Genomic DNA, 15,935 nt, shown 5'->3' with positions numbered 1-15,935 from the left:
GAATTGTTATTCTGGGTTGCTGATATATGGAAACTCGGAGAGCACTTCTCCAGTAAAACCCACACCATCTGAAGTAAGTCTAGGTAAGTCTGAAGTACCGTCCATATCAAGATCCTGTCCACTAAAACGGTCACCTTGGGCTCCGCCAAAGAACAGAATTAGGGAAACATCGATAATATCATCGGTTAGCTTTCTTCCTGTCAATGCAACCTCATCGCCATCTGGAACCAAAAGGATACCATCGTTGTTGTTATCGGTACCAGGATCAAAATAGGTGGTCGGAAGATTTGGAGCGACCTCCAACACATCAGCGGCTAAAACCGTTGTTAAAGTAGCGGCATCGAGCCCTAAAATATTGGATTCGTAATCCACGTCATTCGGGTCAAGCCCCAATTTGTTGGCGTACACATCGTGGTATTGTTCCAGTCTGGCCTGAAAACCTGCTTGGAAACCCAATACCATTTCGGAAGGAATTGCTACGTTATGTGCATCTTTAACGCTGGGTTGCCCGTCCATATCGAAGCTCAGAGTAGTATTTATACCAGGGCGTCCCATAAAATCCACCTGAGCAAACGTTCCACTGAAATCGGGGTCCATTGACATGGTTTCACAGGGTATGCACGAACCTCCGCAGTCCACTCCCGTTTCGTCTCCGTTCATTATATTATCATCACAGGTGGCCATGGGTTCAGGCATCATTGCCTGCACATCATCATCATTGCTGCAAGATGTAAAGCACGCAATTAATGCGAATGACCAAAAAAGGTATTGTATTCTATTGTATTTCATCTTTATCGTTTTAAGTTCCATTATTGTTTTCTGTTTGCCGTAACCCAGGTGTTGTATACCGTTAATCCAAGGGCATTTGTAGCCGTTGGAGTACCCAAAAGGCTATTGGGGATTTCCACCGCAATGGCCATGGTGTTTGCACCATCAAACGTATCTTGTGCCTCATTCGGGGCAAAAAATCCTCCAGGCGCCGAAGAAACTTCAGGATTGATTACTGCATTGAACTGGAAGAAATCAAAAAAGAAAGGGTCCTGCCTTGGGCCTGCAAAGAGTGAAACCCCGTTTGCGGTGGTTTCTACTACGGCACTGGTCGAGGAAATTTCAACATCCCCCAATGGTGCATTGATCAATACTTCACTGTTAAGGCCTGTTTGAGCGGGGGCTGCTGGTCCAAAAAAATACATTCTCCCATCTCTTGGTATAGCCTGTATGACCGTATCCTCCACCAAATCATCATCCAAATCGATGTTGATTTCAATAAGGACGTCCTCATCGAAACTACCATAGGCCAGTTCAGGAAGAACATCGGATTGCAAATCCACCACAAAAACGGTGTTGTCCGATCCCTCAGTGGGTTCAAAGGCAAAAAAGTCCGCAATGTCGGCGGTAGTGCCTCTAGAAGATGGTGCATCAATATGATCGGCAGACAGCAGTATCACTCCTGTTAATACCAAGGCACCAACTCCTAACAATTGTTTAGTTGTTTTTCTCATTTTAAACATTTTTAATTTTTAATTGTTTGCCCTACCTACGGAGTGATTTATTGGAGGTTCAGTTTTAGTTGTTAAAACTCTGTTAACAGAAGATGAATTCCAATTTTAGGTGCGGTTGTGAGTCTCTTTGAAAACTTCAAACAAAACGCCAGCTAACTATTCACAATTGAGCAAGCACAAGTGATAACCGGCTTTCCAATTTCAACAGTGATAAATTCAAGAAAATGAGAATGACAAAAAAAAGGGACATCCAGCACATTGAGTGCTGAAAGTCCCTTGCTTTTTTCTTTGACCTAGTCAAAATTCACCAATCTCAAAATTGGATCTTAAAGCATAAAGCATGTCGGCTTCTTTTAACCGACATGTTCTTAGATCATTTTAAAAGTTACCCGGATTTTGGGTTATGTTTGGATTGTTCGTTATTTCATCATCAACAATGGGAAATATTACCTTGTTGGCTCCTGGTGCAGATTCAGAGCCTCCACCAGGCCTCAAATTCAAATTATTTCTTAAAAGATCCATACGACGATGACCTTCAAAGCATAGCTCCTTTCTTCTTTCCAAAAGGATATCGTCCAAATCCACAGACACTAGGGTTGTAAGCCCTGCCCTAGTACGTAAAAGATTGATGTCATCAAGGGGCGTTCCGCCAATTGATAGTCCACCCCTTAGATTCGCCTCAGCACGTATCAAAAGCATTTCCGTTACCCTTAAAACCATGCCGTCGGAGGCATTATTTGTGATATCGGGATATTTTGTTGTAAAGAAAGTGTTGTTACCACCCGCATCCGATGCAGCTTGGGAAAGTTCATCAAAACGCCTATCACCCGGCTCGTTGGCAAATTCATCAATCAAATCCTGAGTGAAGGGTGCATCACCCCTACCACCTGGGGCGGGATTAAAGAAATTCGTGTATGTTTCATCTGAACCGTTGGCTTCTTGAGGACCGTCTGTCGGTGTATTGACTACTACGAAAACATGCTCTGAAGAGGTAGAATTTGCGTCATAGAAATCATAATCTGCAGCCAAACTGTACTCCCCCGATGAAATTATCTGGTTGGCATAATCCGCGGCGTTTTGCCATTGTTCGCGATACAGATACAATCTTGCCAAAAGTGCCCTTGCCGATCCCGCCTCGGCACGAACACCGTTATCTTCGGGTAAATCGGCAATAGCCTCCAACAAATCCTGTTCAATAAATGAGTGAACCTCATTAACCGTGGACCGTTCCAATTGAAACTCTGATATATCACCTCCCCCAAATGGTTGCGTTATTATTGGCACACCAAAATTTGTACCTCCCGAAAATTGAAATGGTTGGGCAAACAGATTAACAAGTTGAAAATACGTTAGCGCCCTTAGAAACTTCATTTCGGCAACAAAAACTCTCTTGTTCTCTTCGGTGAGGTTGGAAACATCGGTAACCTCTGGTAGGTTGACAATTACATTGTTGGCAGCTCCGATCAATTCATACCCGTCAATCCAGACGTTATCGATACTCGTGTTTGTAGCCAATGTTTGATACTGATCGATTTCTTGAAGACTGGGAAAGCTACCCACGAAGTTCACGTTATCTGACATAAACTCCGAAATTAGTTGAGCCATTCCATTGAGGTCTCCACTTTGATTTTTGCTATAGGTACCAACCACAGCACCATTGATAGTGGCGAAGCTGTTGAACACCGTATTAGATGCTACATTGTCCTCTGGTATAACCTCAAGACGGTTTTCACATGAGACCATCAACATCGCCAGTAAAAGAATTCCTATCGATTTATTTATTTTTTTCATCTCTTATTTTTTTTGTTAAAATTGAAGTCTGGCACCAATGAGGTAGGATTTCGCCTGTGGTGCTGTAAAAAACGATTCTCCTTGGAACAATGGATCGATATCATCGGTAACCTCAGGATCTATTCCATCCATTTCATCAGCCTTTAAGGTGAATAGATTAATAGCGGTAGCATAAAATCGTAAACCGGTAAGGGTGTTGCCCAATTTGTCCAGTATGGCTTTCGGCATGTTGTATCCAAGAGTTACATTTTTCACTCTTAAATAAGAAGCATCTAGCTGTTGTACTGTTGATCGCTGATTGAAAAGGTTAAATGTGCTACTTGTAGGGCTAGGAAGAAAAGCTTGGTCGCCCGGTTGTCTCCAGAAATTTAGGTTCTGTCTTCTGATATTGACAATTCCTCCGAGAGCATCATTTCCATCAGCGAATCGGAGCCCATCAATTACAACATCATTCCCGTATGAATAGTTCATCAACACAGACAAGTCAAAATTCTTGTATTTAAATGTGTTTGTCATACCTCCAGAGAAATCTGGTAACGGACTACCTGTTACCACCCTATCTCCTGTCCCAGGATTTGTTGTTGGATTTCCATTAATATCCAGCCATTCGGCATCTCCGGTCTGTGGATTTACACCTTGGTAGCGAATTAGGAAGAAATTGTTCAATGACTCACCTTCGATAGCACGTTGGATTGCTCCGTCAATAATTCTTCTTCCTTGCGCATCCGTTGCGGCATCCTCATTGAGTTGCAATACCTTATTATCTATGGTGGTAAGGTTTATTGAGGTGTTCCATTGAAAGTCCGTGGTGCGCACATTTATGGTATTAAGCTCGAATTCCCAACCTGTATTTTCCATGACCCCAATATTCCTACTGATGGCAGAAAAACCAGTTAATGGTGGGAGTACTTGATTCAACAATAAATCGCTGGTCTTTTTTTTGAAATAGGACGTGTTGAAACTAATTCTACCATTTAGAAATGTAGATTTAAGACCAATATCCAAAGTCTCACTTTCTTCCCATTTGATATCAGGATTTTCCGGCTGAGCAGGTATCACTCCGGATTCACCGTTATAATCGGCTATTGCACCCGCACTGAAGAGACCCAAGGAGGGAAAAGTACCAAGTCGGTCATTTCCAACCGTACCCAAACTGGCTCTCAGGGATAAAAAATCGAAGAAATCCAAATTCTTTACAAAGGGTTCTTCTGAAAGCGTCCATCCCACAGCCCCCGACCAGAAATATCCAAATCGATTGTTTGCCCCAAAACGCGATGAGCCATCCCTTCTTACCGAACCTTCCACGAGATATTTCCCCTGATAATCATAGGTGACTCTTGAAAAAAGACCATAGTACCTGGTAGGATTTCTAAAGCCCTCATTAATTGTAGGAGTAGAGGAAGATCCCAAGTTCCGAAGGTCATCACTTAGAAAACCTGTTCCTTGGATATTAAGCCTGGCTTGAAGGGATTCCTCATAGTTCAGACCTAAAAGAACGGTTAAGTTATGACTATCACCGTATTGGTCGCTGTAAGTCAATATCTGATTGGTAAGCCATCTTTCATCGGTGGCCTTTAAGGAAGAAGCGCTACCGCCAGGAGTATTGAACTCAGCATTTCTTATGAATTCATCCGACTCCAATCTATCGATACCGAATTCAGAACGCCATGTAAATCCGGGTAAAAAACTAACTTCGGTAAAAACATTTCCGATAACACGGAATGTTTTGAGTTCCCTTGTATCTAGAGCAACTCTCGCAAATATATTGGGGATAAACGACCCCGATTGAGCAAAATTTCCCTCATCGTCAAAGGCTGAAACTATGGGGCTTTGAAGAAACGCAGTCGTGAATGGCGCATTTATGGAGTTTTCAACGGAAATCCTATTCAATCGCGTATTGGTAACTCCAAGGTTCATTCCTACTTTCAACCAATCATTCACATTGGTGTCCAGATTGAGCCTTGCACCAGCTCTTTCCAAATTGTTACCGATTACGAACCCTTCCAAATCTTGATAATCCAATCCAAAAAAGAACGATGTTTTTTCAGAACCTCCTCTCACACCTAGATTATAATTCTGGGAAATTCCAGTTCTTTGAACACCTCCCAGCCAATCTGTTCCGCCAGAGCCAATTGATCCTAGGCCCAAACTTTCTGGTGTCACGGTCGTACCTTGTTGAATAGAGGCAACCTCTGCTTTAAAGCTTCTAAATTCATCCGCTGTAAGGATGTCAGGTGCGTCGGTTGATTCAGAAAACTGGGTGTTCATGTCGAACGTAACTGTCGTTCGAGAGTTCCTTTTTCCCTTTTTTGTAGTTATTAGAATAACCCCATTAGCTCCACGCGCACCATATATTGAAGTAGCTCCGGCATCCTTCAGTATGGTTAAGGTGGCAATATCATTTGGGTTTACATAAGACAAAGGGTTTATCCCAGTATTACCTCCTGAGTTGAATGTATTTATATTATCGGTAATGGGCACCCCATCAATAACAATTAAGGGTTGGCTGCCCGAATTAATTGAATTTACACCTCGAATACGTATAACTGCGGCTGATCCAAGCACTCCAGAGGCATTGACAATCTGGGTGCCCGCTGTTTGACCTTGTAAAAGTTGATCCGCGGAGACTACTTGGAGGTTTTCAATCGCTTCTTCTTTAACAATGCCCACGTTCTGTATAATCTTGCGTTCTTCCTGACCGCCATATCCTACCACCACGACCTCATCAAGGGCCTCGGCGTCTTCGCTCATATCGACATCGATGATACTATTACTTCCTACAGTCCTTCTTTCGTCCCTTTGGCCGATATAGCTATATAAAAGGAATTGGCCAACACTGGCTTTAATAGAATAATTACCGTCGAAGTCGGTTTGAGTACCGGTATTTGTACCCACCACCACAATATTTACCCCAGGGAGAGGTAGTCCATTTTGATCGGTGACCGTACCGGTGATTGTTTTCTCTTGGGCCCTTACGGTAATGACGCACAACAGCAACAGAACCATTGACCCGAAAAGTCTTCTTAGTTTCATAGAGTTTTGAGTTTTGTTAGTAATTAAGAATTTGTGCAACTGAGAAAGGAGGGCGGAAGGTGCGCAGATAGCTAATTCAAAAACACTTCATCTAAATGAGAACAAAACCAAATGGATACTGTTCTGTAGGAAGTAAGGCCTCTCACCGCCCTACCTTTACAATTGCGAAATAAAAGAAGTGGATTTCGATACAGGTCTGATAACGTCCGATAATAGATTATATCGGTGGCGAAAATCGCAGATTACCCAAGAGGTTTCAATTGGCTGGTTTTTCTAAAAGCCGAGGGGGTTGAGGAGGTATACTTTTTAAATGCCTTGTTGAATGTCATCCTATTGTTGAAACCAACATGGTAGAGTATATCCAAAATTTCCCACTTCCAACCCGAACTGGAATATTCCAATAGCATTTGCTTTGCCTCTTCAATTCTGTAGTGGTTAATGAAATCAAAATAATTCATGCCAAAATGCTCGTTGATGACTTGTGATGTATTATGTCTGTTGGTACCCAATTTATTCGATAATGCTTCAAGGTCCAGATTATGTTCACGGTATACTTTTTCCTTGGTCATTAAAATCTCAAGTTGCTGTTTAAGTTCTTTTGAAAAGGATTCGGTAAGACCCGATTTACTATACTTAAAAAGAATGGCATCTTTGACCGTTATGGTCCCTGCAAAAACTTTTGGTTGCGCATAACCAAAATATCCCACCAATAATACGGATAAGGACATAAAAGAAATCCATGTATGAATTGGTACCAATGGGGAAATACTGCCAAGAGTCACACTAATGATGTAAAATACATATCCTATTATGTAGAGAATATAAAAGGTCATGAAGAACTTTTGCCATTTAATGTTTTCCCTTCCTGCCTGTGCCTCCTTTTGGCTGTCTTTGTTTTCTCGAAACAAAAGGTAAACAAAGAGGCCATATAAAATCAGGGAGATTATTTTGGCCAAAATCACCCAATCTAGGATTTTCACACCCTTGAAATTCAGCATGAACATCAGTTTTTGCTGTCCACTTGAGAGATACAGATGGGAATTTTTAAGGATATAAAGCAGACAGGGCAACAAATGCAGACCATCTATCCATTTAAACCGGTGTCCCCTTGTAACCCTTTTGAAGTAGAAATAGACCAATGGTCCGTACAGAAAGGAAAAAGAGGCAGAAGCAAAAAGAATATGAGGGAAACTAAATCGGTAGTTGGTAATGTACATACATATTTGCACAATGAATATACTATGTAAGAGCACATAGAAACTAATAAGCCTTTGAGCAAGAATGTCCTTGGTTTTTCTGACATTAAGCAGTAGGAAAAGAAAAAAACCAATCAATCCTATATTGAAATAGACCAAAGCGAAAACACTCAAATTGGGCCTATAGCTTTTCTCGATAGATTTGAAGTTCTTCGAATCCCGTATGGTTTCAAATTCGGAGCTTTCAAGGATAGAGACATCGAAATTGCTTTTGATATATTTTCGTAGATATTCTGTTGCTTGTTCCTTTTGACCCAAGATCCCATAACATTTGGATATTTTTTCAAAGAGAACAACGCTATCGGGATATTGAAGCAGGTGCGCTTGTTTATAATAGGCTATTGCGAGCTCGAAGCGACCCTTGGTATAATTCCCTTCCCCAATTTCAAAACTGTTATTTCCGCTAAGATCAAGCAAAAGGGTATCGCTCCCAGATTGGGAAATGCCATGTAACCCTATCCAGAATATTAGTGTAAAGCTTATAAAACTTAGTTTCCTACCTTCCATCGGCAATTATCCCCAAATTATGGCTGAAATATAAAATCCAATATAAATAATATATAACTCCCGATAGGATATTATGAAACAGCCCTAAAATTGCCTAAAAATCTTATCCGGTAAGCTCAAAGCTAGGTTCAAAACCACTATTTATTTCTCTAAAAAGTCTGATAAGCAACCTTCGCCAAGGACATGCATCCCATTATAAAGAGCCGTATGAAAAGAACGACCCTCCTTATTCTAATGATTGGCCTGCTCGGTTTGATGGGCTGCGGGGACGATGATGGTTCCACGGGCTTTCAGTTTGTGCTCTTGGAGGTCACTGAGGCAAACTTTCCCGACGCGTTTACTGTTGGGGAGGTGTATTCCATTGAAGTAACCTATCTCAACCCAGATGCCTGCACCTTCTTCGAAACCTTTGATATAATAGGTACAGGGCAGACCGAACGACAGGTTATCCCCATAGCCAGTCGTTTTCCTGAAGAAGCCTGTACTCTAGACATTGAAGAACGTACAGCTACTTTCGAGTTTGAGGTGTTTTACGACCAACTCCATGTTTTTCATTTCTTCACCGGCAGAGATTCCAACGGCGAAAGCCAATTCCTTACTTACGAGATTCCCGTTGAATAGCTAGAAGGATCCCCTTGCATATAATGAACAGCAACCCACGGTCCCAAAGGATTGTTTTGTGGGACTGTAACAAAATGCCAAAAAGGATATCTTTTCTGTAGGAACAAGCCTAGGTTAAAAACATTTGAGGTACCTAAAGTTGTTTTCCAAGTCCAAGAACAATCAAATGCAGAGACCAAGACCATGCTTAAAAACTACATAAGACTAGCCCGGCGAAACCTTCTTAAAAACAAGGGCTTTACAGTAATCAATATCATTGGGCTTTCAATTGGTTTAGCCTGTTTTATTGCGATAGCAATGTACGTTGCCGACGAATTAAGCTATGACCAGTATAATGAGAAAGCCGATAGGATTTACAGAGTAAATTCAGACCTTCGATTTGGGGGTACTGACCTTAATATGGCAGTAAGCGCAGACCCGATGGGACAAACCTTAAAAAACGACTATCCAGAAGTGGAGGAGTATGTGCGTTTTTATAATTCAAGCGGTTCCAAATTGATTAAAAAGGGTAATGAGTTCATCAAAGAAGAAAGAGTCACTCATGTTGATTCTACATTGTTCAGTGTATTTACGCTCCCTGCCATTATTGGGAACCTCAAAACTGCATTGAACGAACCTAATACTGTGGTCGTCACCCAATCAACTGCGGAGCGATATTTCGGAGGAGCAAACGATGCAATTGGCCAAGTCTTGGAAACCGATGACGATCAGGACATACCTTATAAGATAACGGCGGTCATTGAGGATATTCCGAAGAATTCCCATTTCAATTTCGATTTCTTCTTCTCTATGCACAATGTGGATTATCCATTCGGAAATTTTCTTAGCCATAACTTTCATACCTATGTTTTGATGAGGCCTGGAACAAATTATAAGGTTTTCAATCAAAATTTTGAACAGATCATCCAAACATATATTCTTCCTCAGGCATCAGAATACATGCAAATAGATAGTATGGAAGAGTTCGAAAAAGGAGGCAATAGACTTGAATACTCGTTAATACCCTTGACCGATATCCATTTGTATTCCTCAAGAGGAGTGGAAATGGGGGTTAATGGCAATATCCAATATGTCTACATTTTTTCTGCAGTGGCACTGTTTATTCTTCTAATCGCCTGTATAAATTTTATCAACCTGACCACTGCACGTTCTTCCGGCAGAGCAAAGGAAGTTGGTATAAGAAAGGTCTTGGGGACAAAAAGAAAATCCCTTATTTATGGATTCTTGGTGGAATCGATATCGATTACATTCCTAGCCTTGTTTTTCGCTTTGATAATGGTTTGGCTGTCGTTGGGTTGGTTCAATACGCTTGCAGGAAAGGAAATGAGCATTTCTATGTTATTGCATCCATTTAGCCTTATTCCATTGCTGATGTTGCCTTTTGTGGTCGGAACACTGGCTGGAATATATCCTGCCTTTTTTCTCTCCGCTTTTCGTCCATTGACGGTTTTAAAAGGAAAAATGACATCTGGACATAAAAAAAACAATCTAAGAAACTTTTTGGTGGGGTTTCAGTTTACAACTTCAATAGCGTTAATAATAGCGACCCTAGTCATATATAAACAATTGAATTACATACAGACCACCCAAGTAGGGTTTGATAAAGATCAGGTCTTGATTGTGGATAATTCAGGGATTCCTAATCCATCGCGTGTAACCTTAAGGAAGGAAATAGAGCAACAAAACGGTATCAAATCAACCTCATTTGCTGGGTATCTTCCCGTTTCGAATTCATCAAGATCCGACTCCTCGTTTTCAACAGAAGCCGTCATGACCGAATCAAACGGATTCAATATGCAAAATTGGAGAATCGACTATGATTATATTTCTACCCTTGGCATGGAAATAATTGAGGGCAGAAACTTCTCCTCTCAGTTTGGCACAGATTCCACTGCAATAATCATTAATGAATCCGCTGCCAAACTAGCGGGTTTTGATAGACCCATTGGCAAGAAATTATACACGGCCGATAGGGACAACAATCCATTGGTCTATACAGTTATTGGTATAGTTAAAAACTTCAATTTCTCATCATTGCGCCAAAATATAGGCCCTGTGTCACTAAGACTGGGTAATAATAGCTGGAGGACCGCCTATCGACTACAAACATCGGACATAGCGGGAATGATTGCTTCAATTAAAGATAAATACAAAGATGTGGCACCTGAGATGCCGTTCAACTATTCATTTTTAGACGAATCCTTTGACACCATGTACCATCAGGAACGACGTGTCGGAAAGGTAGCATTGACCTTTGCCTTCCTAGCCATTCTTATTGCGTGTCTTGGATTATTTGGACTGGCGACTTACATAGCTGAGCAGCGCACCAAGGAAATTGGGATACGAAAGGTACTGGGGTCCTCGGTTTCAAGAATTGTGACAATGCTTTCCAAGGATTTTTTAAAGCTGGTGCTCATCTCATTTGGGATAGCAGTGCCCATTGCATGGTGGGCCATGGAGGGATGGTTACAGGACTTTGCCTTTAGAGTAGACCTAAGTTGGTGGATCTTTGCGATAACTGGACTTAGCAGTATGTTGATCGCCCTGTTAACTCTTAGTCTCCAGACTATACGCGCTGCAATGGCTAACCCTGTAAATTGCTTAAGGACGGAATAGACCTTCTAAATGGATATCTTATTCAGTATCCGAAAAAATTCCGCTCCTAAAAATTCCGCAATCAGTTATCTTTAGGGAATAACGAAAAAGCCTACTAGGTTCCGCTTAAATCAAACATGTTCCCTATGTCAAAAGTTTTTAGGAAAATTCGACAGACATTATTGAAAGAAAATAGATTCAGTAAGTATTTGCTTTATGCGATAGGTGAAATAGTACTTGTAGTTATTGGAATTTTGATTGCACTACAAATCAACAATTGGAGCGAGGCAAGAAAGCGGAATATCGAAGAAGAAGAATTGCTCGTTGCACTAATCGAGGACTTTGAGGAGAACAAAAATAGAATTGATGAAGCCATCAGTCGGGAAAAGGATATGATTAAAATGAGCAGGTCCCTAATTGGTGCAATGCAATCGGACCAAAAAACCATGAATACGGATTCCATTAGATTCTGGGTTGCTTCCGGAGCCAAGTCGTGGTGGAAGGCTGGATTTGTGACGGGCACCTACGATGCCATGGTAAGTTCCGGTAAAATTGAAATTCTGGAAAATGATAACCTAAAAAGGATTCTCTCCCAATTCGCCGCAGATATCAATTTAGGGTTTGAGGACCATGAAGAATCTATGAGCTATTTAGTCGAGATGAACAAGATATCCGCTGATGTTGCTCCAGCCCTTATTCACGACATTCAACGTAAGGAACTTGGAGTGATAGTAAATAGTAAAGACCTTGATGCGCCCATAAAAAAACTTATGGGAAATGATGCCTATCTGGGCTTCCTGATTTCAAAGACATGGCTCGAAACCCTTAGAGTTGGCTATCAAGAAAAACTACGGGCCTATATTGATGAAATAATTGCAATTTGTCAATCGGAGCTAAAAAAATAAAAAAAGCTAAAAGACACAATATTCATGAAGAGAACCTTACTGATCACTTTAATATGCATTGCATTTTTTTCCTGCAAGAGGGAAGCAAATATTCAAAATGCACCAAGCTTTGAGATTTTAAAGGACTCATTGTCCTATGAGTTGGCTGAAATCCAAAAGCAAGGATCCATTAAGGGATTTGGTGTGGCCATTGTCAATGAAGATACAACCCTATATGCCAAGGGATTTGGCCACTCAAATGTTGACCCGGAACGTGCATACACCATAAAAACACTTCAGAACATTGCTTCCGTTTCAAAGACACTTATTGGTATTTCCTTGTTGAAAGCTCAGGAAATGGACAAACTAAGCCTGGAAGATCCGGTGAACAACTATTTGCCATTCGAGATATTCAATCCCTTTCATCCCGAAGATACCATAACCATTAAGCACCTCGCGACCCACACCTCTTCCATTCAAGATGGTGATTTGTATGGACAGAAGTCATACATTCTTAAGAATACGGAAGATACTTTAAGAATCAAATCGATACCTAGCGCCGAAGCCTTCAATGCACCCGGATCGGACATGGATATGGGTTTGTTTCTAAAAAACTTTTTATCATCCAAGGGTGAGTGGTACCAGCGTACAAACTTTTTGGAAAACAAGCCTGGTCAGCTCTATGAATATACCAATGTTGGTGCCACACTAGCGGCCTACATAATAGAAATTGTCACAGGAACTTCATATGCCGAGTTTACAAAAAAACACATTTTGGCACCTTTGGAAATGACTTCTTCTGGCTGGAATACTGCCGAGCTGGACACTACATTACTAACGCAACTTTTTACCGTCGATGGTAAACAAATACCGGACTATAAATTGATTACGTACCCAGATGGCGGACTGATAACTTCGGTTACCGACAAAGCAAAATATCTTTCCGAAATTATTAGGGGGGGTTCAGGTAACGGTAAATTACTATCCGAAAAGAGTTATAGACTTTTCTTTAGCGAGTTTCTTTCAGAAAGCAATTTTGAAGAGGAACGGGACACGGATAGACCGTTTGATGATGAGTATAACAGCGGACTCTTTATTGGGCACACCCCTATCGGGCAGATAGGCCATATGGGAGGGGATCCCGGAGTATCAACCTTTATGTTCTTTGATCCCAAAACCAAAATTGGAAAATTACTTTTTGTGAACACAGATCTTGATAGAGAAGGTGCCGATGAGTTCTATAACATTTGGGATAAATTAGGGGTGTACGAAAAAAGAATGGGCCAACAAACCGAACGTTGAAAGCTCAATTAAGGCATTAAAATCTAAACCAACCTCCCGCCTCCATCCACATGGATGATTTCTCCCGTAACAGACGCGTTGGACATTAAAAAGATTACAGCAGATGCAACCTCCTCGGAGGATGCGATTTTTTTTACAGGAAGGGAGGCGGCTACATTTTTCAAAACTTTTTCCTTGTCCTCGCCCAAAATGTGGTCCCACATTGGTGTATCTGTGTATCCTGGAGCCACGGCATTGAACCTAACATGTGGGAACTCCATCACCAAGACCCTGGCCATTTGCTCTGCAGTCGAAGTTGCCAAGCCTGAGACCCAAGCACCCTTTATGGGTCTATCGGTAGAGACTCCTCCGGTGAAAATTATAGAGCCTGAATCTTTCATTTTTTCAATGGCGGCGCGGACCACTCTGAGACTTCCCAAGATTCTTGTATCAAAGGCTTTCATATTTTCTTCCAACTCGCCCTCGGTTACAGGACCCAATTTGGTAGATCCAGCAGCGATATAAATGTGGTCCAAGCTGTCTATGCCTTTAAAAAATGCCTCTATCTCCAAGTCGTTGACTATATCCAACTGAGCCCCTTCAACGGATGGGCCAATTGTTTTGGCTACTTTAAACGCGTTTTCACCATTGCGTCCGGTAAGTACAACTTTTGCCCCGTAGCCAAATGCTAGCTCCGCCACTGCTTTGCCAATTCCTGAAGTGCCGCCTACAACCAAGATTTGCTTTTCTTTCAAATTCATAGTCCGTAATTTTTGTTTCAGCAAATGTATTATCGGGTATCTTTACTAACAAATCAGGGTATACATACAATTTTGTTCGTTTTCAATAATGAGAAAGTCCAACTCTTCAAATTCCATCAATGAAAAATCAATATTGGAAGATTGTCCAATAACATCTACATGGCTGGCCATTGGTGGGCGGTGGAAACTAGTGATAATCTGGCAACTTAGAGACAGTCCCATGAGATATAATATGCTCTTTAGAGCCATCCCAAACATTTCACAAAAGATGCTGACCCAACAGTTAAAATCCTTAGTTGAGGAAGGGTGGGTATACAAGACCGATTTTAAGGAAATCCCTCCAAGAACTGAATATAAGCTTTCAAAACTAGGTTTATCGTTCCTTCCTATTTTACGGAAGATTTATGACTGGGGCAAAGAGAACGACATTGCAGCTAAATACTCTGTTGGACCTTTCAAAGAGGAGCCAAGAACTAAACACAGGTAGTGGTTTTTTATGCTGTTTGATGTTTTTCTTACTACCTTGAATCGGTATAGATGGCAACAGCAATTTTAGAATCAGCCGTTCCATAGTATAAAAACCACTTTTCTCTAAAATAAACTAGCCCTTCCACAAAACAGACTTCATTAACCTCACCTACTCTCTCATAGTCTTTGTCCGGACGGATAAAGCTGTTTTCTGTCCTATCTATTAGTTTATAAGGCAAATTTTTATCGAATAGTGCCTGACCTGCAGAATATGTAAATTTTGGTAAACTTGAATCATTGTAGTTTTCAGCGTTGCTGCCATTATAAATCAATAGAATACCCTCATCCCTTATCAAAGCATAAGGCCCAGGTTCTACTAATCGACTGTCAAAGTAACCCATTCTTGGATGTAGCACAGAAATCCGTTTACCAGTCTCCGAATTTTCTGCCACTTCCCAATTGATAAGGTCTTCAGATGATGCCAAGAAGATATTTGTATCGCCAAAGTACATCCAATACCTCCCATTGATTCTTTTTGCGATTATTTGGTTTCCTTGTAGTTCACTTACTATTGCTCCGGCTTTGGACCAAGTATCCTTATACTTCTCGTCCTTCAATACCAAGCCATGTTTGACCCACGAAAACAAATCTTTTGATGTGGCAATACTTAATCGCGCTGTTTTTCCGTCATAGGAGGTGTAAGTCATTATATAATCCCCTGTTTCACTTTGTATAATTCTAGGGTCTTCAACACCATCAAAATAGCAGAAATAACAATCTTCTGAGTTTGGTTGTTGGGGTAAACTCTTTTTATAATTCCACTCATAAATTTTCATAGAATCATTATCCGGATAAAATATGGGGAAAGGCATTTTCTGGAAGTGAAGACCGTCGGTGCTAGTGGCCATTCCGATTCGTGAAGTTCCACTTGAATCCTGCGCTCTGTACAATAGATAAACCTGGTCGTTTTTTACGACAGCCGTTGGATTAAGGACATTCCTTTCTTCCCATTTCACAGTATCGGTTGTTATAGGCTCTAGAAATCCCAATTCAGGGGAAGGGCTTAAAATGGGATTGATGCTATCTACTTTTTCAAAATACGGGAAGGCCCAATTTGCAGCATTGTTATACTGAAACTCTTTAATAGGTTTTTTGGGTTCACAACCGAAAAAGAGGAACACAATACATAGCGGTATTAATGGTTTCATTTCGTTTTATATTCAATTGTTTCGATTG

At 41.1% G+C, this 15,935-nt stretch carries 12 protein-coding genes; 5 read left to right on the top strand and 7 right to left on the bottom strand.

The genetic code is table 11. The features are described from left to right. Positions 1–6 precede the first annotated feature (6 nt). The 5 genes from EW142_RS01540 to EW142_RS01520 form a co-directional block, all read right to left on the bottom strand. Positions 7–789 carry a hypothetical protein gene (locus EW142_RS01540; RefSeq protein ID WP_130608682.1) on the bottom strand — a complete coding sequence of 261 codons (783 nt, stop codon included), beginning with the start codon at positions 787–789 and terminating at the stop codon, positions 7–9. A gap of 20 nt (positions 790–809) precedes the next feature. Then, positions 810–1,502 (bottom strand): DUF4331 family protein, encoded by a 693-nt coding sequence (locus EW142_RS01535; protein WP_130608679.1) that lies wholly within the window; start codon positions 1,500–1,502, stop codon positions 810–812. A gap of 378 nt (positions 1,503–1,880) precedes the next feature. Next, positions 1,881–3,293, bottom strand: coding sequence for a RagB/SusD family nutrient uptake outer membrane protein (locus tag EW142_RS01530; RefSeq protein WP_130608676.1), 1,413 nt, complete (start codon positions 3,291–3,293; stop codon positions 1,881–1,883). Positions 3,294–3,308: 15 nt separating this feature from the next. Then, positions 3,309–6,326, bottom strand: a complete 3,018-nt coding sequence (locus EW142_RS01525) for a SusC/RagA family TonB-linked outer membrane protein (RefSeq protein WP_130608673.1) — start codon at positions 6,324–6,326, stop codon at positions 3,309–3,311. Positions 6,327–6,568: 242 nt separating this feature from the next. Next, a complete protein-coding gene (locus EW142_RS01520; RefSeq protein WP_130608670.1) occupies positions 6,569–8,089 on the bottom strand; it encodes a helix-turn-helix domain-containing protein in 1,521 nt (506 codons plus the stop codon). A 207-nt stretch (positions 8,090–8,296) separates the two neighbouring features. Between EW142_RS01520 and EW142_RS01515 the strand changes: the two genes are divergently transcribed. The 4 genes from EW142_RS01515 to EW142_RS01500 all read left to right on the top strand — a co-directional run bounded on the left by EW142_RS01515 (position 8,297) and on the right by EW142_RS01500 (position 13,491). Next, a complete protein-coding gene (locus EW142_RS01515; protein WP_130608667.1) occupies positions 8,297–8,710 on the top strand; it encodes a hypothetical protein in 414 nt (137 codons plus the stop codon). A gap of 183 nt (positions 8,711–8,893) precedes the next feature. Next, the gene (locus EW142_RS01510; protein WP_130608664.1) at positions 8,894–11,326 is read left to right on the top strand and encodes an ABC transporter permease; all 2,433 of its coding nucleotides are present in this window, start codon (positions 8,894–8,896) and stop codon (positions 11,324–11,326) included. Positions 11,327–11,451: 125 nt separating this feature from the next. Further along, on the top strand, positions 11,452–12,210 hold the full coding sequence (locus EW142_RS01505) for a DUF6090 family protein (protein ID WP_130608661.1): 759 nt from the start codon (positions 11,452–11,454) through the stop codon (positions 12,208–12,210). A gap of 24 nt (positions 12,211–12,234) precedes the next feature. After that, positions 12,235–13,491 carry a serine hydrolase domain-containing protein gene (locus tag EW142_RS01500; protein WP_130608658.1) on the top strand — a complete coding sequence of 419 codons (1,257 nt, stop codon included), beginning with the start codon at positions 12,235–12,237 and terminating at the stop codon, positions 13,489–13,491. 23 nt (positions 13,492–13,514) lie between these two features. Here EW142_RS01500 and EW142_RS01495 read toward each other — a convergent pair whose 3' ends face one another. Further along, a complete protein-coding gene (locus EW142_RS01495; protein WP_130608655.1) occupies positions 13,515–14,231 on the bottom strand; it encodes an SDR family oxidoreductase in 717 nt (238 codons plus the stop codon). A gap of 88 nt (positions 14,232–14,319) precedes the next feature. Here EW142_RS01495 and EW142_RS01490 point away from each other — a divergent pair, with 88 nt between their 5' ends. Then, entirely contained in the window at positions 14,320–14,718 is a 399-nt protein-coding gene (locus EW142_RS01490) for a winged helix-turn-helix transcriptional regulator (protein WP_130608652.1), read from the top strand. Positions 14,719–14,749: 31 nt separating this feature from the next. On the opposite strand, the gene EW142_RS01485 is transcribed toward EW142_RS01490, so the two are convergent. Next, complete coding sequence (locus tag EW142_RS01485) at positions 14,750–15,907, bottom strand: glycoside hydrolase family 130 protein (protein ID WP_130608649.1); 1,158 nt, start codon at positions 15,905–15,907, stop codon at positions 14,750–14,752. Between the last annotated feature and the right edge of the window lie 28 nt (positions 15,908–15,935).

The organism is Flagellimonas allohymeniacidonis (genome assembly GCF_004296335.1).
Taxonomy (GTDB): domain Bacteria; phylum Bacteroidota; class Bacteroidia; order Flavobacteriales; family Flavobacteriaceae; genus Flagellimonas; species Flagellimonas allohymeniacidonis.
Note: the sequence above shows the minus strand (reverse complement) of the source record. Positions and strands in the feature narration are given on the sequence as shown.